Genomic DNA, 22,518 nt, shown 5'->3' with positions numbered 1-22,518 from the left:
GCAGTCTGTGGATAATTTCCTTGCATGGCCGCAGCATTCCTGCTTTTATTGACGATAACAAAGCGACAGGCCTGCCTGCAGACGTATGATTTATAAACGATTTTTAGTACTCATTTCCACTGCTTCCGTACTTATTCTAAATGGCTGCGCCAGCGTCGGCATTGGCAAGAGTTCTCACGCCCCGCAACAATCAGCGCAACCCGCCAGCGTCGAGGCCGATCAACCGACCCGCTCGTTCGAGGGAGACACCCTGTTTGAGCTGCTGCTGGCTGAATTCGCTGGCAAGCGCAATCGCGCCGATGTGGCACTGGGCAAATATCTGAAACAAGCCCACGAAACCAGAGACCCTCAGGTCATAGAGCGCGCCACCTTCATTGCCCGCTATCTGGGCGCACACCAGGCTACCCTGGATGCCTCCATACTATGGACCGAAATAGAGCCTGCCAACCCAGTACCCAGAGAGCTTGCCGCCATTGAGCTGATTCGCTTCGGAAAGCTGGATGAAGCCATGCAGCAGATCGACCTGCTTATGGCCAGTAATGGCAAGATGAATTTTGAGTACCTGCTACAGGCCTCCCGCACCTCCAACCAGGAAACCCGCCAGCAGATACTCGCCAAACTGAAGGAATACACCGCCACCTACGATGACGACAAACTCTGGTACGCCAAAGGCTCCCTGGAAGCCATGAACGGCAATCATCAGCAAGCCATCAAGGATTACGACCGAGCGCTGAAGATCACCCCCAGTTACGGCAATGCCATCCTGGCGCGGGCACAATCGCTGATCGCCCTGAATCAATTGGACGACGCCATGAGTTACCTGGCCAAACAAACCAGCCTATGGCCCGAGGACAAGCGACTGGGCGTGGCTTACGCCCGCTACCTGATGCAACAAGGCCAACTGGAAGCCGCGCAACAGCAATTCTACCGACTATCCCGCAACTTCCCGCTGGATGGCGATCTGGTGCTGTCACTGGCCCTGCTCAGCTGGGAGAACAAACATCACGAAGATGCCAAGCAGTATTTCAACCAACTGCTGGACATGAAACATCGCGCCGACGAAGCAAACATCTACCTGGCCCGCATCGCCGCCAGCGAGAAGAACTACGAGCAAGCCAGCCTGCATTTCCAACAGGTCAGCGTAGGCCCTCAATACGCCCTCGCCCAGATTCAACAGGCTCTACTGCTGCAGGAACAGGGCAAAACAGAGCAAGCATTGATCACCCTGGACGCAGCAGGCTCAGCCCTACCCAAAGAAAAAGCAAAGTTCATTATGGCGAAAAGCGAGGTGTTGTCCTCGGCTGGGCGCAATGTCGACGCCATCAGCGCCCTGGATCAAGGCCTCGCGGAACTGCCTGATGACACCAACATGCTATACACCCGGGCCATGTTGCGGGAACAGGAAGACGACTTTGCCGGCATGGAAGCAGATCTGCGCAAAGTGCTGGAACTGCAACCCAACAACAGCGCCGCACTGAACGCCCTCGGCTATACCTTTGCCGATCGCAACCAGCGCTTGAACGAAGCCTGGGACCTGATCGAAAGAGCCTACAACCTAAACCCCAAAGATCCAGCCATTATCGACAGCATGGGCTGGGTCAAATACCGCATGGGCGAAACCCAGGTAGCATTGGACTTTCTGCGCAAAGCATACGACGCCTTCGACGACCAAGAGATCGCGGCCCATCTGGGGGAAGTACTTTGGGTTACCGGTCAACAGGAAGAAGCTGCTATCATCTGGCGCAATGCGCTGGAAAAAGCCCCGGACAGCCAGGTACTAAAAGACGTCATGCGCCGTTTTTTGCCCAGCACCCCCTAATCAGTATTTGAAGAATAAACGTGCCCGTAACACACCCATTGCTCAGGCTGACCCTATTACTCCTCAGCCTCACCCTAGGCGGCTGCCAGCTCTGGCAACCAAGCCAGGAACTCGCGACACCTCAGCCCGGCCAGCCCAAACTAAACTGGGTGGCACATGTTCGCGCGCTTACACTGCTGCAGGAATGGCAGATCAAAGGCAAAATTGGAGTTCGCACCAGCGACGACGGCGGCAGCGCATACATCGACTGGAGCCAGTCGTTCGATAGCTTCTATATACTCCTGTCCGGCCCATTGGGTCAGGGTTCCACCATCGTCAGCGGCAACCCTTACGGTGCCCGCCTCGAGAACAGTGAAGGCACCTTTCTGTCGGAATCCCCAGAACACCTGATTGCGCAGCACACCGGCTGGGCCATCCCCATCCATCAGCTACTGTACTGGATCAAGGGCATTCCCTCCCCCCACGGCAAAAGCATCCTACAACACAACGCACTGGGCACACTGGAAAGCTTGCAACAGGAAGGCTGGAAGCTGGAGTTTGATCGCTACACCAACGTCATGGGAACCCTGCTGCCGCAACGCATCAAAATCCACAAAGAAGATCTCAAGGTCACCCTTATCATCAAAGAATGGCTGCCACTGGCCAGCCCAGAAGATTCATCAGAAGACCCTGCAGACCCAATATGAGCCTAACCGTGCGGTCACCCGCCAAACTGAACCTGTTCCTGCACATCACCGGAAGAAGACCCGATGGCTACCACCATCTACAGACCCTGTTCCAATTCATCGAACTGTGGGACACCCTGACATTTACGGTAACGGACACACCCAGCATCGCCGTAGAACCGGCCATCAGCGACATCCCGCCCGAACAAAACCTGATCTACAAAGCAGCCTTGCTCCTGCAACAACATTGCAAACACCCCCAAGGCGCTGTGATTCATGTAGACAAGCAACTCCCGATGGGAGGAGGCCTGGGGGGCGGGTCATCCAATGCTGCCAGCACCCTCGTAGCACTCAATCATCTCTGGGGAACCGGGCTCAATCGCAGCCAGTTGGCGCAACTGGGTCTGCGCATAGGTGCCGACGTCCCCATCTTCGTACACGGCCGCGCAGCCCTCGCCCAAGGCATCGGCGAACAATTTGAAGACGTCTCGATACCCGAGCCCTGGTACCTGATTGCAGTCCCAAATTGCCATGCCAGCACGGCCGAACTTTTCCAAGAAAAACAATTGACAAGGGATTCAAAGCTCATCAAAATACGCGACTTCCTGACCGGGGGTGGGCATAATGACTTCGAACCGGTATTGAGAAAACGCTTCCCAATCATCGATCGATGCCTGTCATTGATGGATACAGAAGGGGAAGCAAAAGTGACCGGAAGCGGTGCCTGCCTTTTCTTATCCTGCAAGGATCAGCAAGAAGCAGAGCAAAGAAAGCTGGCGCTATCCTACAGACTGCCTGAATTTCAACTTGAAAATCAGGATGTTAGCTGGAGAATAGCAAAAGGCTGCAACCACTCCCCACTTTATTCCGAAGCCTTAGCCAATCTGGGCTAAATTCGGAAAAAAACTTCTAAAACATTTGGTGATTTTCTGGTAACATTCGCCGCCCAGACTGATCACCAGATCTGTCAAAAGTTGTAGGGCCGTCGCCAAGCGGTAAGGCAACGGGTTTTGATCCCGTCATCCCCAGGTTCGAATCCTGGCGGCCCTGCCATATTTCCCAAGATTCAATTCAGTAGACTGATATATAAGGTGACTGGCGTGTCCAATCTCATCGTATTTGCTGGAAACGCAACCCCAGAGCTTGCCAAAAACATGGCGAAGCACCTCCACGTCCCGCTTGGTGACGCCGAGGTCAGCCAATTCAGCGACGGCGAAATCTCTGTTGAAATTAACGAGAACGTCCGCGGCAGCGACGTCTTCATCATTCAGTCTACTTGCGCCCCGACTAATGACAGCGTAATGGAACTGCTGGTTATGGCGGATGCACTGCGTCGCGCCTCCGCCGGCCGCATCACCGCTGTCGTGCCATACTTCGGCTACGCCCGCCAGGATCGCCGAGTCCGCTCTGCAAGGGTACCCATCACAGCCAAAGTGGTTGCCGACATGATCACATCCGTAGGCATTGATCGCCTGCTGACCGTTGACCTGCATGCCGACCAAATTCAGGGCTTTTTCGACATCCCGGTGGACAACGTCTACGGCTCGCCAGTATTGCTGGAAGACATCAAAAAACAGAACTACGACAACCTGATGGTAGTGTCCCCCGACGTTGGCGGCGTTGTTCGAGCCCGCGCCGTCGCCAAACAGCTTAATGACTGTGATCTGGCCATCATCGACAAACGCCGCCCCAAAGCCAACACCTCCCAGGTCATGCACATTATCGGCGAAGTAGAAGGCCGCACCTGCATTCTGGTGGATGACATGGTGGACACCGCAGGCACCTTGTGCAAAGCGGCTGAGGCCTTGAAAGATCACGGCGCCAGCAAGGTTGTAGCTTATGCCACACACGCTGTATTGTCCGGCCCCGCAATCGACAACCTGAACAATTCCAAGATGGATGAACTGGTGATCACCGACACCATTCCTCTGTCGCAGACAGGTCGCGCCTGCAACCGTATTCGCCAGCTGAGTCTGGCACCGATGCTGGCAGAGTGTATTCGCCGCATCAACAACGAAGAATCCCTAAGCGCAATGTTCGCCCCCAAGGATTAACCCTGGGCAACATTGCATAAACCACCCTTTCGGTAGTTTGGTCGCAAAACCCGAAAGGCTTTCAACAGGAGAACACCCATGTCAGGTGATTTTACCATCAGCGCAACAAGCCGAGCCGACTCGGGGAAAGGTGCGAGCCGCCGCCTACGTCGTCTCGAAAACAAAATACCCGGTATCGTTTACGGTGCTGACAAGCCAGCACAACAGATCTCGATCCAATCCAAGGATATGGTCAAAGCTCTAGAGAACGAAGCGTTCTATTCGCACATTCTGACTCTGGAAATTGACGGCACCGCCGAGCAAGTGGTTCTGAAGGATCTGCAACGCCACCCATCCAAGTCACACCCGACTCACGCTGATTTCCTGCGTGTAGACACCACCCACAAACTGCAAATGAACGTACCTCTGCACTTCATCAATGAAGATAAGTGTGCAGGCGTTAAGCAGCACGGTGGCGTCATCGCTCACCAGATGTCTGAAGTAGAAGTCGTGTGTCTGGCCAAAGATCTACCAGAATACATCGAAGTGGATATGGCCGCAGTGGACGTAGGCACCGTCATTCACCTGAGCGATCTGAGCCTGCCTGGCGGCGTTGAATTGAAAGCACTGCAGTTGGGTGAAGATCACGATCTGCCTGTGGTTTCTGTTAACACACCTCGCGGCGCTTCTGCCGATGAAGAAAGTGAAGAAGGCGCGGCCGACGCCGAATAACCTTCAGGGGCCCAGCAGTTGAAAGACGGTATAGATCTCATCGTTGGCTTGGGGAATCCAGGCCAACAATATGAACAAACCCGACACAACGCTGGCGCCTGGTTCGTAGAAAGGCTGGCTAGACAATTTAATGTCAGCCTTTCTAACGACACCAAATACAACGCACTCAGCGGACGCGCCAGCATCGGCGGCCATGATGTCCGACTCCTGATACCCACCACCTTCATGAATGTCAGCGGCCAAGCCGTTGCGCCCTTTGCCAACTTTTTCAAAATCCCACCTGAACGTATACTGGTTGCCCACGATGAGCTGGACCTGCCTCCAGGCGTGGCCAAACTCAAACAAGGTGGCGGTCACGGTGGACACAACGGGCTACGTGACATCATTAGCAAACTGGGTAACAACAAGAATTTCTCCCGCCTGCGCATCGGTATCGGCCACCCTGGCAGTGCCGATCAAGTAAGCGGGTTTGTGCTGGGCAAAGCCCCGCTCAAAGAACAACAATATATCGACGACGCCATCGACGAAGCCTTGCGCATCGTTCCAGATCTGCTGGGAGGACAGGCCAACAAAGCCATGAACCGCCTGCACAGCTTTTCGGCGTCGACCTAACCAAAACCAGAGAGTGGAATCTTCCTATGGGAATCAAGTGCGGTATTGTCGGTTTGCCTAACGTCGGCAAATCAACCCTGTTCAACGCGCTCACCAAAGCCGGGATCGAAGCCCAGAACTTTCCGTTCTGCACCATCGAACCCAATACCGGCGTTGTTCCTGTGCCTGATCCTCGCCAAGACAAACTGGCAGAGATCGTCAACCCGGAGCGCACAGTTCCCACCACCATGGAGTTTGTGGATATCGCCGGTTTGGTGGAAGGGGCCTCCAAAGGTGAAGGCCTGGGTAATCAGTTTTTGGCCAACATCCGCGAAACCGACGCCATAGCTCACGTGGTGCGCTGCTTTGAAGACGGCAACATCATCCACGTTGCGGGTAAAATCGACCCTCTCGCAGACATCGAGATCATCAACACCGAGCTGGCCCTCGCTGACCTCGATAGCGTGGAAAAAGCCATGCTCAGGGCAGCCAAACTGGCTAAGGGTGGCGACAAAGATGCGCTGGCTCGGCAGAAAGCATTGGAAAAGGTACTGCCACTGCTTAATGAAGGCCTCCCCGCTCGCTCCGCACAATTGAGCGATGATGAATTCAAGCAGATACGCTCCCTGAATTTGCTTACCATCAAACCCACTATGTATATTGCCAACGTGGCAGAAGGCGGCTTTGAGAACAACCCACTGCTGGATAAAGTGACTGAACTGGCAAAATCCGAGAACGCTCAAGTGGTTCCGATTTGCGCCAAAATCGAAGAAGAAATCATCGAGCTGGACGACGAAGACAAAGCAGACTTTCTGGCAGATCTGGGCATGGAAGAACCGGGGCTAGACCGGGTCATTCGTGCTGGCTATCAGCTGCTGGGCCTGCAAACCTACTTCACCGCGGGTGCAAAAGAAGTGCGCGCCTGGACCGTCAAGGTGGGTGCAACCGCTCCCCAGGCTGCCGGCGTGATCCATACCGATTTTGAGAAAGGTTTCATCCGGGCCGAAGTCGTAGCCTATGAAGATTTTGTTAAAAACAACGGAGAACAAGGCGCCAAAGAAGCTGGCAAATGGCGACTGGAAGGCAAGGACTACATCGTCAAAGATGGCGACGTCGTACACTTCCGTTTCAACGTCTAATTCAGCCACTTTTTCTTGACTTATTCGAACGTAATTGCGAGAATTTGCGCCCTCGAAAAGGCTATGTAGCTCAGCTGGTTAGAGCACATCACTCATAATGATGGGGTCCCCTGTTCAAATCAGGGCATAGCCACCATATTACAGACATAAAAAAACCGCCAACGGCGGTTTTTTTATGTCTGTAATATTTTATGCTCGGGATAATATCGAATCAGGCGCTCCGCTCAGATAGCTTCGCCAAGGAACTCATTCGACTGCTCCTGAATCTGGGCAAGCAACTTCTTACGATCAACGATCATATCCCGATAAGTGCGCGCGGTTGACAACCGAGTGCTGTTGCCGGAATCGCCCTCTACTCGAGCCAACTGCTCTTCCAGGCGAGAAATATCCCGAAGCACCATACTTTCCAGCTTATCCAGGCTATAGCGCGAGCTGATCGGACTGCTTCGCTTTACTTTCTTCATAGAGATGTCCATTCCTAATATAGTTAGCCGCACCTCTATCCAAAAGGCGAAGCAACACGCAAGATATAGCCTATTTACGAAATTATTCCATAACTAGGCAACCCGCTTCCTAGCCAGCGTGTCTATTTTAACGACGAACGGAGCTTTTGGTGAAGTTTTACACTGTATTGATTATGTTTCAACCAGCCTTGTTTCCACCGCCCCCACTTCCAGGCCCATAGGGAAAGCTGGGAAACTGAGTGACATTGCCGCCCTTTACTTCGGTAATCTTACCCACGCCCTGCTTCTCAACCTCATCGACGCGAATAACCGAATGCATGGGAATATAGGTTCGGGCCACATCCTGAAATTGCGCTTTTAGGCGCTCTTCGGAAGGATCCACCACCATCTGCCGACGCTCACCAAACAGGAACCCCTCTATCTCAAGAAAACCGTAAAGATCACTTTGATACACATTCTTGACGTATATCTCATAGATCTCATTTTGATTAAGAAATACCACTCGGTAAATTGGTTCAGCGTTCATGCTTATGTCTCTTAAACAGCCATCACAAATCGATTCAGACTGTATACACAGGATTTCAGTTAAAGTCAGGACAAGTATACCTTTTTTTCAATGATGACTGGACATCCGAAAGGAGAGAACTTAGAGTTTACGTGGGCAAAAGCAGAGGGGCGCAGAAGAAACTCTACACTGGGGGAATTTTCTGAGTCAGCCTGGTTTCGGCATTCGAGAGGATTGCCAGAACAAACACAATTACTGACGGCGACGATAGCTCAAAACACCAACACCGTGTCTATCATCGCTCGTCACTAGGCTTAGAATTATAGTGACGCCCACCGGTCCGTTAGTGACCGAAATCAACTTTCGCATTGATGTCGCCAATGTTTCTTTTATTGGCAGGTGTGAGACTGATGCAACAGTAATTGCATTGGCTGAACGCAACTTTGAACTGTCCTCCCTGGATGATTGTAGGGGGCGGATTTCTGTTATCCATCTCTCCCTGTTTTCGATTACTCCAGCAACGCTGATACTGTCGTTACATCGACCGGTATTGTCGTGGTTTACAAAACCAAGAAAGTTACGCCCACTGGCGACCAACCCTCGAAAGTGGACTGACTTACAATAAGAATCAGGGAGTAAACAATGCAGTCATTTGCAAAGCGATGTTCATCTATCGGCCTTGCTCTAGCCACTGTAACCAGCACTTCGGTGTTTGCAGAATGGCAACTGGACATGACCCCGGGGGTAACCGAAGTCAGCCAGCAAGTTTTTGATATGCACCGCACCATGTTGTGGTGGTGTGTCGCCATTGGGGTAGTGGTTTTTGGGGCCATGTTCTATTCAATGATCATGCACCGAAAATCCAAAGGGCATGAGGCATCCCAATTCCACGAAAGCACTTCAGTGGAAATCGCCTGGACCGTGCTGCCCTTTGTCATACTCATTCTAATGGCAATCCCGGCCACGAAAGTGTTAATCGCCATGAGTGATACCGATGATTCGGCACTGACGGTGAAGATAACCGGATCGCAATGGAAATGGCATTACGAGTATCTGGATTGGGAAGGCCAAGGCGGCCTGGATCTGGATTACTACAGCATACTTTCAACCCCTTCCGAAGAAATCATCCGCCCAGTACTGGCTTCTGGCCTGTTTCCTAAAAACACAGCAAAAGACAGCTATCGGGAAGACGGCATCTATCCGGAAAGGGATGAGCTGTACAAAAGGGATGTAGACAAGCCACTGATCATACCTACCGGCCGCAAAGTTCGCTTCCTGATCACCTCTGATGACGTTATTCACTCTTGGTGGGTACCTGATTTTGCCATTAAAAAAGACGCCATCCCCGGTTTCATCAACGAGCTATGGACACTGGTACCGGAAGGCAAAGAGGGTATATATCGCGGCCAATGCGCTGAACTGTGCGGAAAGGATCACGCCTTCATGCCAGTAGTAGTGGAAGCACGCTCTGTGGAAGACTTTGAAAAATGGATGGTCGACGCCCGTGAAGCCCAAAAGGCTGAAGCACTGGCTGCGGCCAACAGCCTGGATAAAACCTTCAGTAAAGAAGAGCTTATGGCAGAAGGCGAAAAGCACTACGTGGCCCGCTGCTCGGCCTGTCACCAGGCCAATGGCCAGGGTTTACCTCCCACCTTTCCGGCATTGGCAGGCAGCAAGGTTGCCTTGGGTGCCGTTGCTGACCACATAGATATTGTCAATAACGGTAAAAACGCCATGCCAGCTTTCGGCTCGATGCTGAGTCCGAAAGAAATTGCAGCCATTGTTACCTATGAGCGCAACGCCTGGGGCAACACCCCGTCAGACGGCATTGATGTTGTACAACCACGCGACGTTGCGAAATAAGGATAGGGGGATTTAGAAATGGGTGAACATCACGGCCCGATGAAGGGCATTAAACGCTGGCTGTACGCAACCAATCACAAAGATATTGGTGCAATGTATCTGTGGTTCAGCTTTATCATGTTTTTAACCGGTGGCGCACTGGCCATGATTATCCGCGCAGAGCTGATGTATCCTGGCTTGCAGCTGGTTGATCCAAACTTTTTTAATCAGATGACCACAACCCACGGGCTAATCATGGTGTTTGGTGCGGTTATGCCAGGCTTTGTCGGTTTGGCCAACCTCATGGTTCCCATGATGATTGGTGCGCCAGACATGGCGTTACCGCGACTCAATAACTGGAGCTTTTGGATTCTGCCGTTTGCATTTTCATTGTTGATCATTGCAATTATTCAGTCGTTCCTGGGGATTTCCGATGCACCCAATTTTGGCTGGACGTTCTATGCACCGCTGTCCACCAAATATGGCCCGGCCTCAACTGACTTCTTCATTTTCTCAGTGCATATGATGGGTATTTCTTCCATCATGGGTGCAGTGAATGTGATTGTAACCATCTTCAACCTGCGCGCTCCCGGCATGACTCTGATGAAAATGCCATTGTTCGTCTGGACCTGGCTAATCACTGCGTTCCTGCTGATTGCCGTTATGCCTGTACTGGCTGGCGCTGTCACCATGATGCTGACTGACCGACACTTCGGCACCAGTTTCTTCGATGCCGCTGGCGGCGGTGATCCGGTACTGTTCCAGCACGTGTTCTGGTTCTTCGGGCACCCAGAGGTGTACATCATGATCTTGCCGGCATTTGGTATCGTGTCCGCAATCATCCCCACCTTTGCCCGCAAACCATTGTTCGGTTATGCCTCAATGGTCTACGCAACAGCATCCATCGCATTTTTGTCATTCGTGGTCTGGGCTCACCATATGTTTACAGTAGGTCTGCCACTGGCTGGCAATCTGTTCTACATGTATATGACGATGCTGATCGCAGTGCCTACCGGGGTTAAAGTCTTCAACTGGGTGGCTACGATGTGGAAAGGCTCTATGACCTTTGAAGTGCCCATGCTGTTCGCCATTGCCTTTGTGATTCTGTTTACGATCGGTGGCTTCTCCGGGCTGATGCTGGCCATTACACCGGTGGATCAGCAATATCATGACACCTACTTTGTGGTGGCGCATTTCCATTACGTACTGGTGTCTGGCGCTGTATTCTCCATCATTGCCGGCGTTTACTACTGGCTGCCGAAGTGGACCGGGCGCATGTACAACATCGGCCTGGCCAAGCTTCACTTCTGGTGCTCACTGATATTTGTGAATCTGCTGTTCTTCCCCATGCACTTCGTGGGTCTGGCAGGCATGCCCAGACGCTACTCTGATTACTCACTCCAGTTTGCCGACTTCAACTGGTGGATCAGTATTGGTGGGTTCGGATTCGGGGTCAGCCAACTGATCCTGTTGTGGATATTGATTGATATCTGCTTCCGCAAAAAAGGTGAAGCCGTCAGCGATCAGGTCTGGGAAGGTGCAGAGGGCCTGGAGTGGACTCTACCTTCACCCGCGCCCTATCACAGCTTCACTACACCGCCTGTCGTGAAATAGTAAACAAGGGATAGCTGAACATGAGTGAGCAGCACGATATAAAGCAAGCGAACCGCAAACTGATCAAACGATTGTCACTGATCGTTGTGGGTATGTTTGTGTTCGCTGTTGGCGTGCTGCCACCCATGTATGACGCCATTTGCGACATTACAGGGCTTAATGGAAAAACCTCAGGTGAAGCCGCTGACGCCAGCGAAGCAGTAGTTGATCAGGAACGCAGTATTACCGTTCAGTTTCTGGCCGATACAGATCCTGATATGTCTTGGGATTTCAAGCCCAACACCTTCAGCATGAAGGTACACCCTGGGGAGATCCATAAAGTGGATTTCCATGTTCGCAACCCGACCTCTCGCTTAATCGTTGGCCAAGCCATTCCTTCGGTGGCACCGGCGCAAGCGACTCCCTATTTCAAAAAGACAGAATGTTTTTGTTTTAACAATCAGGAATTGAATGGCGGCGCAGAAATGGACATGCCGTTGATTTTTTATGTTGATCCAGAGATACCGAAAAGCGTGCGCACCATTACGCTTTCCTATCGGCTTTACGACATTACGAAATCAACAAACAAGGCATCTGGACTCGCTGCCAACTATTAAGATATTGATCGCTTAAGGAGATCAACAATGGCTGAAAAAACTACACATTATTATGTGCCAGAACAAAGCCCCTGGCCTTTCATTACCGCCGTTGCTTTATTTTTGGTGGCTTTCGGAGCTGCAAGTTTCATCCAGCAAAACTCCGGTTCTGGCTTGGTGAACAATGAAGGGTCCTCTGGGGGTTACATTCTGTCCTTAGGGCTGTTTGGTATTGTAACGATGATGTTTGTCTGGTTCCGCGACACCATCAAAGAAAGTCTGGCCAATATGAACAGCGCTCAGATGGACCGATCCTATCGTATGGGGATGTTGTGGTTTATCTTCTCGGAGGTCATGTTCTTCGGGGCTTTCTTCGGGGCATTATTCTACGTTCGGATTCTGGCAGTGCCCTGGCTGGGCGGTGCTGGTGAAGAAGCGATGACCCATGAGCTACTGTGGCCCAATTTTCAGGCCATGTGGCCTTTGACGGTAACGCCGGATGGCAGCACCACTGAAGCCATGCCAGCATGGGGCCTGCCTTTCCTGAACACGGTTTTACTGGTCACCAGTAGTATTACCCTGACCATCGCGCATCACGCCTTGGTTGCAGGTCAGCGCAATAAGCTACTGATCAATCTATTCCTGACTCTTGTACTGGGCTTCGCTTTTCTGTTCTTTCAGGTTGAAGAGTACATGCACGCCTACACAGAAATGGGGCTGACGCTGGATGCAGGAATCTACGGTTCAACGTTCTTTATGCTGACAGGATTCCATGGCATGCACGTTACCATTGGTGCAACCATGCTGACCATCATGTTCCTACGTGCATTAAAAGGGAATCTTACCAGCGACAATCATTTTGCTTTTGAAGCTGCGGCTTGGTATTGGCACTTTGTAGACGTTGTATGGTTGTTCCTGTTCGTCAGCGTGTACTGGCTGTAATCCCTTAACAGGCTGAGCCGCCTTGGCTCAGCCTGTTAAGCCATGGGGTTGTATCCAACCCATGGCGAATGCAATTCCGAGCAAAATCAGCAACAAAGCCGAAAAGCCGACTCGATAAGCCAGCAGTTTAACGGTTCGCTGCTTGTCCCCCTCTTGATTCCGCACCAACGATCGCAAGGCACCGAACAAACTGAAAACAATAACGAAAAGAACAGCGATTACCGCAACCTTCATCAACATAGCGATTTCCATTGAGCCAGTAGTGAGCGCAGTATAACAATGAGCAAATCAGTATCACAAACCCGATCAGGCATCACTTTGGGCCCATTCCGGTTTGCACCAGGTATTATACCTACGGTGGCAACCATACTGATGCTGAGTTTGCTGGTAAACCTGGGGCTTTGGCAACTACGTCGCGCTGAAGCGAAGAACACGATGGTAGAGCGACTTGAAACTCGAAACCAACAAGCCAGCAGGGATATCGCGACACTAACCGATATGGAAATGTCCGCTGATATGACCGACTTTCCTATCCACGCCACGGGCCAATACCTAAATGAATTCAATTTATTGCTGGATAACAGAACCCACCGCGGCCAACCCGGCTATGAAGTACTGAGTGCATTTCTGACTGATGGAAAAGTCTTACTGGTAAACCGTGGCTGGATCGCGCAAGGGCCTGATCGCTCCGTGGCGCCGCTAATACCAAAGGAGAGTGGCGAAATCACCCTGCAGGGGAATGCGCACACACCCAACCCTGATTTTTTTGTGCTGAAAGAAGATATCTACAGCGATGTCAGCTGGCCTTTTCTAATTCAGAAAATAGACCTTGAAAAATCAAGCCAGCTGTTTGATTATCAACTACACCCTTTTGTGTTACGCCTCGCACCGGATGAGACCTCACAATTTGTACGAGAATGGCACAGCCATTTTATGGGTCCTGAGAAACACTATGGCTACGCCGTACAATGGTTCTCACTGGCCATTGCGTTACTGGGAATTTATCTGGTCGTTAACACACACAGAAAACAAAAATAAAAGTAGTTATTCAACATGGATACCAGTACGCAAAGCAACATTACCAACCGCAACCGTAAGACACTTCTCATTGCACTTTCTGTATTCGTTATCCCTTTTTTGGCTGCATTGGTGCTGCATAAAACCGGGCTGTACCAATCTGTTGGCACCAGCAATAAGGGCCAGCTGGTTATGCCGCCTGTGGCCTTTGAATCGCTGTCGCTAAGCGATGAACACGCCACCCTCCTTGACCCATCCGCCCTGAAAAAAACCTGGTGGATGGTTTACGTGGTACCGGAAAGCTGCGATCAATCCTGCAACAACAGCCTGTATCAGATGCGGCAGATACACTTGGCATTGGGGCCGGATCAGAGCCGTGTGGCCACTATGCTTATCAGCGCCCATGAATTGGATGCAGACTATAAAGATTTTATAAAAAAAGAATTCCCGAATCTTACCGTGGCATTTACGAATACTGCCGAGTTGCAAAACTGGTTTGCTGAGACAGATAACAACGCCCTGAAAGCTGATCAAGCTGGGTACATTTATCTGGTGGACACCATGGGAGCTGTTTTCATGTATTACCCAACCTATGCAGACGAACAGCAATCGATACTGAAAGGCAGAGACCTACTGAAAGATCTGCAAAAAGTGCTCAAGCTTTCAAAAATCGGGTAACAATGATGTTGTTGAAAAGACTATCCATCCTCGCCGTTCTGTTGGCCTGTGCTGTCGTGGCGCTGGGTGCTTATACTCGGCTGAAGGATGCTGGGTTGGGGTGTCCTGATTGGCCAGGATGCTATGGGCATTTGGTGATCCCACAATCAACGGATGCCATCAATAACGCCAACAACGCCTATCCGGAACGACCTCTGGAAGCCCATAAAGCCTGGCCAGAGATGATCCACCGATATTTCGCCTCCACCTTGGGCCTGGTAATCCTGATCATACTTTTTTTAAGCATCAAGGCCCGGCGCTTTGATCCCGGCATACCCATTAAATTACCCGCGGCGTTGGCAGCTCTGGTGATATTTCAGGGGCTGTTGGGAATGTGGACTGTAACGCTTGGGCTATTTCCCACCGTTGTGATGGCCCATTTATTGGGTGGCTTTACCACCCTATGCCTGTTGTTTTTATTAGCCAGCAGGTTGCACTGGCCCGCAGCGGGTTCAAAGCAGCCAAGCCCCTCACCCCTTCCTCACGAGCGAGCGGCTCTCCGTTTTGGGTTAGCAGGTGTCGCGATACTCGCGCTGCAGATCGCCCTCGGCGGCTGGACTGCCGCCAATTATGCGGCCACTATATGCAGTGATTTACCCATCTGTCAGCCTGGCTGGCAGCAGCATGTGAATTTCGAGGATGCCTTCAAGTTTTGGGGGCATGGAGTGGAAGATTATGAGTTTGCTACCCACCTGGGTGCAGACGCGAAAATCACCATTCACGTTGCGCACAGAGTGGGTGCCATTATCACCTCACTGTATCTTGGAGCGCTATTTGTCTGGCTAATGATGCAACAACAGATGTCCGCCATTGTTAAAAAGACGGCGGCAGTCGGCCTAGTGATTCTGTTTGCCCAAATAGGCCTTGGAATCAGCAACGTGGCACTCGGCCTACCCCTCATGGTGGCGGTGGCCCACAACGGAGTGGCCGCGATCCTGATGATGTCATTAATTTTTCTCAACCTTAACCTGTATCGTTCAGGGAGGACAACGCAATGAGCAGAGTCATTAGCAACCAATACAGTGAATCCGTAAGTTGGCGTGATTATCTGGAACTGACCAAGCCACGGGTGGTGATGCTATTGATGCTCACAGCCATTGTTGGCATGTTTATGGCGACGCCAGGCATGGTGCCCCTCGACGTGCTGATTCTGGGGTCGCTGGGTATGGCCTTCGCCATGGGGGCCGCCGCTGCAGTCAACCATGTGGTGGATCAGCGCATTGACAGCATCATGGCACGAACAGAGAACCGCCCTATCGCCAAAGGAAAGATCAGCTCTTACAGGGCTATCGCTTTTGCAGCGATCTTGTCCATTGCCTCCATGTTTATTCTTTCCTTTTTTATCAATACACTAACGGCGTTCCTGACCCTATTCGGTATCGTGGGCTATGCCTTTATCTACACCATGTACCTGAAGCGTGCTACGCCTCAGAATATTGTAATTGGAGGGCTCGCAGGTGCTATTCCGCCCCTGCTCGGCTGGACTGCTGTCACCAATAGCGTAGACCCGCACAGCCTGCTGTTGGTTTTGATCGTGTTTGTGTGGACACCGCCACACTTCTGGGCGCTGGCTATTCATCGCCGTGATGACTACGCCAAAGCCGGCATTCCCATGCTGCCGGTAACCCACGGCATTGAGTACACCAAAACATCCGTCCTCCACTACACCGTACTTCTGGCATTGACCACATTATTGCCCTATCTCACCGGTATGAGTGGGTTGATCTACCTGGCTGCTGCGTTGATTCTGAACGGTATCTTCCTGTATTACGCCGTGAAGCTGAAATTTGCGCCCTCCAACGGAATAGCCATGAAAACATTCGGTTACTCGATTGTGTACTTGATGTGCCTATTTATTGCTCTGTTGGTTGATCATTATTTCCTAATTACTTTGATCAGCTAATTCCACGCATTGGGGCCCCTGTTGGTTTCAGGAGCCCCGAATATCCTTAATCCTCCGTAATACACACATTCCAATTGCAGAATCGTTCTCTTTTAGGCTCATCTAAAACCCGATAGAATGCCCCGACCAATAAAACATCACCATCCCTGGGGGGAAGCATGCACTTCAGCCGAACAATTTTAAATCCAGTGGAACTATCAATCATCCTATTGGGCTCACTTTTAAGCCAATTAGCATGGTCAAACCAAAATCAGATTGGATTCGAGAGTGTTATCGACGACGTTTGCCAGGAAATCAGCCAAAGCGAAGGCGGTGATTACGACTTTGAAACTTTCGCCGACGCATGCTTCTCTGAAACCAGTGACGATCCTTCATATCAAGAAGCTCAGGCTCAGATTACTCCCGATGAAGAACCTGCGCTGCACACCTCGCTAGTTCAAATCAGCAGTGACCAGATCAGCAATATCGGCAACCACCTTAGCGGTCGACGTCAGCAGCAACATGCCAATAACGAAAGCACCGCGCTGTTGAGCCCAGAGCTTGAAGCCTATTACGGCGGAATGGCCAGTAGCGAGCTTTTTTCTGCAGGTAAACTAAGTGCCTTTTTAAGCGGCTCTATGGTAGATGGCTCTCAAGACGATACCGATTACGAAATGGGGTATGACCTAACAACAGAACATTACACCGTAGGCTTGGACTGGCAACTCAACGCGCAATGGTTAGTCGGTATCGCGTACGGCCACACTGAAACTGAATTAAAGTACAACACTTACAACGACCAAACCGATAACTCTTCCGATCACATTCTTCTGTACAGCAGCTGGTATCGCGAAAATTTTGCGGTGGATACCACGATCGGTTACTCCACTGGAGAATTTGATAGTGTGCGTCAACTCCCCGGTGGTGAAGCCGTTGGGAATACCGACAACTCCATGTACTACATTAGCGTCGCAGGGTCATTCGATTTCAACCAAGGTGGCTGGAGCTATGGCCCCCTGTCAGGCCTTGACTATCTGGACGGCCAGATCGATGCTTTCAGTGAACAAAGCGACACACCTTGGCACGCATCATTCGACACTCAAGATGTAAAATCGATGATTTTCACCATGGGCGGCCAAACATCCTACGCCAAAAGCTTTAGCTGGGGCGTTCTGGTTCCCCACGCAAAAGCGATCTGGCGAACCGAACTGGAAGACGACAGAGACCTTATCGTCGGTCGATTTGTTGAAAGCCCACAAGATCAGTTCTCTATCACCCCTGATGACCCGGACACCTCCTGGTACGAAGTCAGCGTTGGCCTGTCTGCAGTGATGCCACACGGCATTTCAGCCTTCATCAACTATGAAGAAGTACTTAGCTACGACGACACCGACCTCAGCACTATTTCCGCTGGAGCCCGCCTGGAGTTCTAATTCTTGCCGGTTTTGATCGCCGCTGGTAGTAACAGCGGCGATCAACAGAACCTTCCTGTCTAAGCGCCCTCCGTTTCTTGCCAGATCCCTGTTACACAACTAACAAGAATACTACCCCAACGAATTTTGAGGTTTAGTATGTGGGATTCTGACCCCGACGATATGCGGGAATATCATTACTACAATGAAGAAGGTGTGTTCATTGGGAAAAGTGAAGGCCACTCCCCGCAGCAGGATCTGTTCGAGCAGGCACACTATGTGTTTGATGATCAGAGCGATATAGTTAAAAACCTTGATCTGCTGGCTATCGCCAGGCGCAAACTGGCCAATCTGCGCAAAGAGCTGATTGGGGTTCCGCTGAAGGACATTACCCGTATTATCGAATTGAACAAACAGATTGCTGAGCTGGAAGCGAATATTGAGGCTTTATCCAAGCAGGTTCACGCCCACTCCGCCTAGCACCGTAAAAAAGGCCTGACTACGAAAGTCAGGCCCTAGTATATAATCACGGATATTTACAGCTCAAGCAATGGCGCCATAGCGGGTTAGATGGTAATCCGTGTTCCCCAGTAGCGCGTCTATAGCGGTCAGACGTTTGAAGTAATAGCCAACGTTTAACTCATCGGTCATACCCATACCACCGTGTAGTTGAACTGCTTGCTGACCAATGTAGCGCCCCGCTTTACCTACCTGAACTTTAAATGCTGACGCTGCTTTACGAGCCACATCACCACCTTCAAGATTGCGCAGCCCCGCCATGTACATGGTGGATTGGGTCAGCTCGTGAGCCATAAACATATCCACCATACGATGCTGTAACACCTGAAACTTACCAATAGGCATGCCGAATTGCTTGCGGGTTTTGCAGTACTCCACTGTTGTTTTATAGAGCACTTCCATTGCACCAACAGCTTCGGAGCCAATGGCAATTGTGGCTTCATCCAGTACCGTTTCAACGGCAGCCAACGCCTGACCCTCAACACCCAGCCGCTGGGCAGCAGCAACTTTCACCCCATTTAAAACGACATTAGCTGCGCGCCCGCCTTCCATCGTCGGGTAACCTGTAATGTCGACACCGTCTGCATCAGCATCAATTACAAACAGACTGACGCCTTCGCGCTGCGTCAAGCTGCCCGAGGTGCGAGCGGTTACCAGAAGTTTGTCGGCAGCATGGCCATTCAACACCATAACCTTCTCACCGGTGAGAACATAATCAGCGCCTACTGCCTTAGCCTGAGTCGCCAAGCAGGCAGGGTTGCCGCGGGAGCCAGGTTCTTCATAGGCCAATGCCATTTGCAACTCACCCTGAATAACCGCCGCCAGCAGCGACTGCTTCTGCCCGGCATCACCCAGGGCTTCCACCAGACGTCCGCCCAGAATCACAGTGGGAATAAACGGTTCGGTGATAAGCGCTTTGCCAAAGGCTTCCATCATTAACATCAGATCCACAGCCGTACCGCCAAAGCCACCGTTCTCTTCTGCAAACGGCACGCTGAGCCAGCCCAGCTCTGCAAACATTCTCCAGTTTTCTGCACTGTAACCCAGCTCTGTAGCGGCTATTTTACGGCGGGTATCAAAATCATAATCGTTGTGCAGAAACTTACTGATGCTGTCCACCAGCATTTGTTGCTCTTCAGATAACTCAAAATTCACAATACGCTTCCTCTCGCTAAACCCTACAAGCCCAATACCATTTTCGCGATAATGCCGCGCTGAATCTCATTGGAACCACCGTAAATAGTGGTGGCCCGCGTATTGAGATAGCGCGGCATGGCTGTAAGAGCATATTCAGGGCCGATAGGCGCGACGCCTGCGCCAGGTTCAAGGGCATCCAACTGCCACGGCAAACCAGCAACACCAACTGCTTCAATCGCAAGCTCGGTGAGCTTCTGACTCAGCTCGGTACCGACAATTTTGGTCATCGAAGCCACGGCCCCAGGGCTTTGCCCACTGCCCAGCGCTGCTTTAATACGGTTTTCGGTAAATTCCAGAGCGCTGATCTGAATTTCCACCTCACTGACACGGCGCATGAAATGCGGATCATCAGCCAGACGCCCGCCAAAGCCATCACCCTCTTGCTCAGCGGCCGCTTTGATGTGGCGGAGATATTGATACAGGCCGGGGGCATACTCCTGGCCACCCCGCTCGAACGTGAGCAGGAACTTGGCCACGGTCCAACCCTGGTTTTCTTCCCCGATGCGATTCTTTTTAGGTACTCGCACATTGTCAAAGTAAACGGTGTTCTGTTCCCGCACCCCATCCAGACCGATGATGGGCTCCACGGTCACGCCCGGTGCATCCATATCCATCAACAAAAAGGTAATGCCCTGCTGCGGCTTGCACTCTTTATCGGTGCGCACCAGACAGAAGATCTTATTGGCGTAATGGGCGTAGGTAGTCCAGATTTTGGCGCCGTTGACAATGTAATCGTCACCGTCAGATACCGCGCTGGTCTGCAGCGCAGCCAGATCAGATCCTGCACCCGGCTCAGAATAACCCTGGCACCAGAAATCCTCGCCAGAAAGGATACGGGGCAGATAGTAGTCTTTCTGCTCCTGTGTGCCGCAACCAATAATGCAAGGGCCACACATTTGCAGCCCCATGGGGATCAGCATAGGGGCGTCGGCCTGGAGGGATTCTTCGGCAAAAATAGAGCGCTGCACTACATCCCACCCTGTCCCGCCATAAGCCACCGGCCAATGGGGAGCGACCCAGCCCTTGGCATGCAGAATCTTCTGCCAGGCCATGGCGCGCTCTTTATCGTGGAAAACACTGGTGCCCAAACGCCCCGCTGCACGGATGTCGTCGGTTAGTGCTTGATTGAGGAATTCACGTACTTCTTCGCGAAATTGCCGGTATTCCGGCTTCACAGACAGATCCATATTCACCTCTGGAAAACAGCAAAAGACTGCTCCTAAATCCAAGTCGATGCTTAGTTAGAAGTTGTTTTGCAGTATTTTCCAATGACGTGAACGATCAGTCGATGGCGAAAACTATCTTTGTAATGCTTTGATTAGGCGAGTCAGTGCAGTGGAAAGCTCTTTGGCTGCGCTTTCATCGGCAGCAATCACAATCCACTCAGCCCCGGTTACAGGGTGCTTGATCTGGCACTGATCCGCTGCACTGCTGCACCGATAAGACACGAATGGATTGACCCCAAACGCATCAATGGTACTGGTGGATATAGAGGACTGGCCACTGTTGGCGGGTTTAACCTGCTTGCGGGCGACTGAGAGCTGTGAGGTGCCCTGTAGCGACACCTGGAACTCGAGCCGCTCAGAGGTTTTTCGGTTTTTGATGCGGCCTTCCATGTACTCATAGGAGCTGAGCAGGCTATTAATATGCAAAACCAGTGAATCTTTCAAACTCGGTGCGATGTAGAGCTTACGGATCTTCTCATCATAAGCCTGACCAGCCGTATCTTCACGTTCAATGCCGCTGGCTGCCTTGATATCCCGCAACTGATCACGAGACTGGGACACCGCCTCCTGAGACTGCATTTGTTCTTCGATCTGAGTAATCTTACGCAGTGCGTCCTCGTAGGCATCGCCTTCGCGCCCGGCCTCCTCCACGTATTGGGACAGCAGCTCGCTGGCCTTGCTCAGCTCACCATAGTGAAAAGCAATTTGACCCGACAGGTAATAAAACTTGGGAACAGGCGTGACTTTCAAGCCATCAACGCGATCCAGATAACCGCGGGCTGCCTCATAATCCTGGGCACCCAGTTTTTCTTCTGCCGCCAGAACCAGGCGATCCGCCTCAATGTCGGCAGGGAGCGCGGAAACCGACGACGCGGCAACCAGCGTCAGGCACGCGGCAAGCATGTGGGGAACAAATCGTTTAATCATATTCGCATCAGTGAGTTAAATATCACCGGATGATTTTGACAGCAACACCGCTGGCGGGCAACTGGCACTGTACGAAAGAACACCGGATCTGTGAATCAATCGAGTTTAAAGCTGAAGTAACTGCTCAAACCCTCAATCAACGACATCAGCTCCTGCGGCGGATCAATCAACTTAAACCCGGTATCAAAACAGTCCGGGCTGACATCCGGCCGACACCAGCAGCTCAACGCATCAAAATCAATATTGCGAGCCCCCTCAATCTCGCGGGGCAGCTTAATGCGAAACTGAAAGACGCTGTGCGTCAGCAGTGGAATATGACTGACCAAGCGCAGGCCTTCGGTAGAAATATTCACAATATAACCGATGGACTTACCGGTCTTGCGATTGTACACGCTCAGGTAGTATTTTAAGTGGTGTCTTTGTATGACACGTTTTTCTCTGATTCTTTTTTCCATAATCCCCGAAATTCGCGCTCAAAAGGCCAATTAAATCCATGACCCAAATAGTGTGTTGGTGATTACTAAGTTTAGCGTTCATTGGCGTGACCACAACACAGGTCTGTGAGAATTTAAACAACGCCTATAGATCAGAAACTTACCAATGCGGACTATATTTGTCCAATTCCAGAAAAGATTTAGGCAAAAAACCTTAACCACCTGAAATTTCTCGCCTTATCTGCTAATGATTATAGAATAGAGCG

Annotated in this window: 24 protein-coding genes and 2 tRNA genes; 19 read left to right on the top strand and 7 right to left on the bottom strand. The window is 51.4% G+C overall.

Annotation, left to right across the window (positions count from 1 at the left end):
* The first annotated feature begins 85 nt into the window (after positions 1-85).
* The 9 genes from Kalk_RS17065 (at position 86) to Kalk_RS17025 (ending at position 7,115) form a co-directional block, all read left to right on the top strand.
* The gene (locus Kalk_RS17065) at positions 86-1,819 is read left to right on the top strand and encodes a tetratricopeptide repeat protein (RefSeq protein ID WP_101895401.1); all 1,734 of its coding nucleotides are present in this window, start codon (positions 86-88) and stop codon (positions 1,817-1,819) included.
* Positions 1,820-1,839: 20 nt separating this feature from the next.
* Entirely contained in the window at positions 1,840-2,505 is a 666-nt protein-coding gene (lolB, locus tag Kalk_RS17060) for a lipoprotein insertase outer membrane protein LolB (protein WP_158643552.1), read from the top strand.
* Positions 2,502-3,377, top strand: coding sequence for a 4-(cytidine 5'-diphospho)-2-C-methyl-D-erythritol kinase (gene ispE / locus Kalk_RS17055; RefSeq protein ID WP_101895399.1), 876 nt, complete (start codon positions 2,502-2,504; stop codon positions 3,375-3,377). Before lolB ends, ispE begins: the two co-directional genes overlap by 4 nt.
* A gap of 85 nt (positions 3,378-3,462) precedes the next feature.
* Positions 3,463-3,537: transfer RNA gene (locus Kalk_RS17050), tRNA-Gln, on the top strand.
* A 47-nt stretch (positions 3,538-3,584) separates the two neighbouring features.
* Positions 3,585-4,538, top strand: coding sequence for a ribose-phosphate diphosphokinase (locus Kalk_RS17045; RefSeq protein ID WP_101895398.1), 954 nt, complete (start codon positions 3,585-3,587; stop codon positions 4,536-4,538).
* A 78-nt stretch (positions 4,539-4,616) separates the two neighbouring features.
* Positions 4,617-5,249 (top strand): 50S ribosomal protein L25/general stress protein Ctc, encoded by a 633-nt coding sequence (locus tag Kalk_RS17040; RefSeq protein WP_101895397.1) that lies wholly within the window; start codon positions 4,617-4,619, stop codon positions 5,247-5,249.
* A gap of 18 nt (positions 5,250-5,267) precedes the next feature.
* Positions 5,268-5,861, top strand: a complete 594-nt coding sequence (pth, locus tag Kalk_RS17035; protein WP_101895396.1) for an aminoacyl-tRNA hydrolase — start codon at positions 5,268-5,270, stop codon at positions 5,859-5,861.
* A gap of 26 nt (positions 5,862-5,887) precedes the next feature.
* A complete protein-coding gene (gene ychF, locus Kalk_RS17030; RefSeq protein ID WP_101895395.1) occupies positions 5,888-6,979 on the top strand; it encodes a redox-regulated ATPase YchF in 1,092 nt (363 codons plus the stop codon).
* 59 nt (positions 6,980-7,038) lie between these two features.
* Positions 7,039-7,115, top strand: a tRNA-Met gene (locus tag Kalk_RS17025).
* An 88-nt stretch (positions 7,116-7,203) separates the two neighbouring features.
* On the opposite strand, the gene Kalk_RS17020 is transcribed toward Kalk_RS17025, so the two are convergent.
* Both Kalk_RS17020 and Kalk_RS17015 read right to left on the bottom strand, forming a co-directional pair.
* On the bottom strand, positions 7,204-7,443 hold the full coding sequence (locus Kalk_RS17020) for a hypothetical protein (RefSeq protein WP_101895394.1): 240 nt from the start codon (positions 7,441-7,443) through the stop codon (positions 7,204-7,206).
* A 178-nt stretch (positions 7,444-7,621) separates the two neighbouring features.
* A complete protein-coding gene (locus Kalk_RS17015) occupies positions 7,622-7,969 on the bottom strand; it encodes a DUF1820 family protein (protein ID WP_101895393.1) in 348 nt (115 codons plus the stop codon).
* A gap of 621 nt (positions 7,970-8,590) precedes the next feature.
* Here Kalk_RS17015 and coxB point away from each other — a divergent pair.
* From coxB to Kalk_RS16995, 4 genes are read left to right on the top strand one after another with little or no spacing between them, the layout of a single operon-like run.
* Positions 8,591-9,811, top strand: a complete 1,221-nt coding sequence (gene coxB / locus Kalk_RS17010) for a cytochrome c oxidase subunit II (protein ID WP_101895392.1) — start codon at positions 8,591-8,593, stop codon at positions 9,809-9,811.
* A gap of 18 nt (positions 9,812-9,829) precedes the next feature.
* Positions 9,830-11,404 (top strand): cytochrome c oxidase subunit I, encoded by a 1,575-nt coding sequence (gene ctaD / locus Kalk_RS17005; protein WP_101895391.1) that lies wholly within the window; start codon positions 9,830-9,832, stop codon positions 11,402-11,404.
* 20 nt (positions 11,405-11,424) lie between these two features.
* Positions 11,425-12,000 (top strand): cytochrome c oxidase assembly protein, encoded by a 576-nt coding sequence (locus Kalk_RS17000; protein ID WP_101895390.1) that lies wholly within the window; start codon positions 11,425-11,427, stop codon positions 11,998-12,000.
* Positions 12,001-12,027: 27 nt separating this feature from the next.
* Positions 12,028-12,921 carry a cytochrome c oxidase subunit 3 gene (locus Kalk_RS16995; protein ID WP_101895389.1) on the top strand — a complete coding sequence of 298 codons (894 nt, stop codon included), beginning with the start codon at positions 12,028-12,030 and terminating at the stop codon, positions 12,919-12,921.
* 27 nt (positions 12,922-12,948) lie between these two features.
* Here the strand turns inward: Kalk_RS16995 and Kalk_RS16990 are convergent, their stop codons facing one another.
* Positions 12,949-13,161 carry a twin transmembrane helix small protein gene (locus Kalk_RS16990; protein ID WP_158643551.1) on the bottom strand — a complete coding sequence of 71 codons (213 nt, stop codon included), beginning with the start codon at positions 13,159-13,161 and terminating at the stop codon, positions 12,949-12,951.
* A 39-nt stretch (positions 13,162-13,200) separates the two neighbouring features.
* Here Kalk_RS16990 and Kalk_RS16985 point away from each other — a divergent pair, with 39 nt between their 5' ends.
* The 6 genes from Kalk_RS16985 (at position 13,201) to Kalk_RS16960 (ending at position 18,429) form a co-directional block, all read left to right on the top strand.
* Complete coding sequence (locus Kalk_RS16985) at positions 13,201-13,959, top strand: SURF1 family protein (RefSeq protein WP_101895387.1); 759 nt, start codon at positions 13,201-13,203, stop codon at positions 13,957-13,959.
* Positions 13,960-13,974: 15 nt separating this feature from the next.
* Positions 13,975-14,616 carry an SCO family protein gene (locus tag Kalk_RS16980; protein ID WP_101895386.1) on the top strand — a complete coding sequence of 214 codons (642 nt, stop codon included), beginning with the start codon at positions 13,975-13,977 and terminating at the stop codon, positions 14,614-14,616.
* A gap of 5 nt (positions 14,617-14,621) precedes the next feature.
* Positions 14,622-15,653: a COX15/CtaA family protein gene (locus tag Kalk_RS16975; RefSeq protein ID WP_233716683.1), complete on the top strand. Its 1,032-nt coding sequence runs from the start codon at positions 14,622-14,624 to the stop codon at positions 15,651-15,653.
* Complete coding sequence (gene cyoE, locus Kalk_RS16970) at positions 15,650-16,558, top strand: heme o synthase (protein WP_101895385.1); 909 nt, start codon at positions 15,650-15,652, stop codon at positions 16,556-16,558. Before Kalk_RS16975 ends, cyoE begins: the two co-directional genes overlap by 4 nt.
* 158 nt (positions 16,559-16,716) lie before the next feature.
* On the top strand, positions 16,717-17,970 hold the full coding sequence (locus Kalk_RS16965; protein WP_101895384.1) for an autotransporter outer membrane beta-barrel domain-containing protein: 1,254 nt from the start codon (positions 16,717-16,719) through the stop codon (positions 17,968-17,970).
* 138 nt (positions 17,971-18,108) lie between these two features.
* Positions 18,109-18,429: a hypothetical protein gene (locus tag Kalk_RS16960; protein ID WP_101895383.1), complete on the top strand. Its 321-nt coding sequence runs from the start codon at positions 18,109-18,111 to the stop codon at positions 18,427-18,429.
* A gap of 63 nt (positions 18,430-18,492) precedes the next feature.
* Here Kalk_RS16960 and Kalk_RS16955 read toward each other — a convergent pair whose 3' ends face one another.
* From Kalk_RS16955 to Kalk_RS16940, 4 genes are all read right to left on the bottom strand, one after another.
* Entirely contained in the window at positions 18,493-19,623 is a 1,131-nt protein-coding gene (locus tag Kalk_RS16955) for an acyl-CoA dehydrogenase family protein (protein ID WP_101895382.1), read from the bottom strand.
* A gap of 23 nt (positions 19,624-19,646) precedes the next feature.
* A complete protein-coding gene (locus Kalk_RS16950; RefSeq protein ID WP_101895381.1) occupies positions 19,647-20,852 on the bottom strand; it encodes an acyl-CoA dehydrogenase family protein in 1,206 nt (401 codons plus the stop codon).
* A 111-nt stretch (positions 20,853-20,963) separates the two neighbouring features.
* Positions 20,964-21,818: a hypothetical protein gene (locus tag Kalk_RS16945; protein ID WP_101895380.1), complete on the bottom strand. Its 855-nt coding sequence runs from the start codon at positions 21,816-21,818 to the stop codon at positions 20,964-20,966.
* 95 nt (positions 21,819-21,913) lie between these two features.
* The gene (locus Kalk_RS16940; protein ID WP_101895379.1) at positions 21,914-22,273 is read right to left on the bottom strand and encodes a PilZ domain-containing protein; all 360 of its coding nucleotides are present in this window, start codon (positions 22,271-22,273) and stop codon (positions 21,914-21,916) included.
* Positions 22,274-22,518: the final 245 nt, after the last annotated feature.

The organism is Ketobacter alkanivorans (assembly GCF_002863865.1).
Lineage (GTDB): Bacteria > Pseudomonadota > Gammaproteobacteria > Pseudomonadales > Ketobacteraceae > Ketobacter > Ketobacter alkanivorans.
Note: the sequence above shows the minus strand (reverse complement) of the source record. Positions and strands in the feature narration are given on the sequence as shown.

What these genes read in the sequence shown, in the direction of transcription:
- Kalk_RS16990 (WP_158643551.1), bottom strand. Translation starts at nt 13,161, where the DNA reads ATGTTGATGAAGGTTGCGGTAATCGCTGTTCTTTTCGTTATTGTTTTC.
- ychF (WP_101895395.1), top strand. Translation starts at nt 5,888, where the DNA reads ATGGGAATCAAGTGCGGTATTGTCGGTTTGCCTAACGTCGGCAAATCA.
- Kalk_RS16980 (WP_101895386.1), top strand. Translation starts at nt 13,975, where the DNA reads ATGGATACCAGTACGCAAAGCAACATTACCAACCGCAACCGTAAGACA.
- Kalk_RS17000 (WP_101895390.1), top strand. Translation starts at nt 11,425, where the DNA reads ATGAGTGAGCAGCACGATATAAAGCAAGCGAACCGCAAACTGATCAAA.
- Kalk_RS16950 (WP_101895381.1), bottom strand. Translation starts at nt 20,852, where the DNA reads ATGGATCTGTCTGTGAAGCCGGAATACCGGCAATTTCGCGAAGAAGTA.
- Kalk_RS17020 (WP_101895394.1), bottom strand. Translation starts at nt 7,443, where the DNA reads ATGAAGAAAGTAAAGCGAAGCAGTCCGATCAGCTCGCGCTATAGCCTG.
- Kalk_RS16940 (WP_101895379.1), bottom strand. Translation starts at nt 22,273, where the DNA reads ATGGAAAAAAGAATCAGAGAAAAACGTGTCATACAAAGACACCACTTA.
- Kalk_RS16960 (WP_101895383.1), top strand. Translation starts at nt 18,109, where the DNA reads ATGTGGGATTCTGACCCCGACGATATGCGGGAATATCATTACTACAAT.
- Kalk_RS16965 (WP_101895384.1), top strand. Translation starts at nt 16,717, where the DNA reads ATGCACTTCAGCCGAACAATTTTAAATCCAGTGGAACTATCAATCATC.
- Kalk_RS17015 (WP_101895393.1), bottom strand. Translation starts at nt 7,969, where the DNA reads ATGAACGCTGAACCAATTTACCGAGTGGTATTTCTTAATCAAAATGAG.
- Kalk_RS17040 (WP_101895397.1), top strand. Translation starts at nt 4,617, where the DNA reads ATGTCAGGTGATTTTACCATCAGCGCAACAAGCCGAGCCGACTCGGGG.
- coxB (WP_101895392.1), top strand. Translation starts at nt 8,591, where the DNA reads ATGCAGTCATTTGCAAAGCGATGTTCATCTATCGGCCTTGCTCTAGCC.
- ctaD (WP_101895391.1), top strand. Translation starts at nt 9,830, where the DNA reads ATGGGTGAACATCACGGCCCGATGAAGGGCATTAAACGCTGGCTGTAC.
- Kalk_RS16945 (WP_101895380.1), bottom strand. Translation starts at nt 21,818, where the DNA reads ATGATTAAACGATTTGTTCCCCACATGCTTGCCGCGTGCCTGACGCTG.
- Kalk_RS16975 (WP_233716683.1), top strand. Translation starts at nt 14,622, where the DNA reads ATGTTGTTGAAAAGACTATCCATCCTCGCCGTTCTGTTGGCCTGTGCT.
- Kalk_RS16985 (WP_101895387.1), top strand. Translation starts at nt 13,201, where the DNA reads ATGAGCAAATCAGTATCACAAACCCGATCAGGCATCACTTTGGGCCCA.
- ispE (WP_101895399.1), top strand. Translation starts at nt 2,502, where the DNA reads ATGAGCCTAACCGTGCGGTCACCCGCCAAACTGAACCTGTTCCTGCAC.
- Kalk_RS16995 (WP_101895389.1), top strand. Translation starts at nt 12,028, where the DNA reads ATGGCTGAAAAAACTACACATTATTATGTGCCAGAACAAAGCCCCTGG.
- cyoE (WP_101895385.1), top strand. Translation starts at nt 15,650, where the DNA reads ATGAGCAGAGTCATTAGCAACCAATACAGTGAATCCGTAAGTTGGCGT.
- Kalk_RS17065 (WP_101895401.1), top strand. Translation starts at nt 86, where the DNA reads ATGATTTATAAACGATTTTTAGTACTCATTTCCACTGCTTCCGTACTT.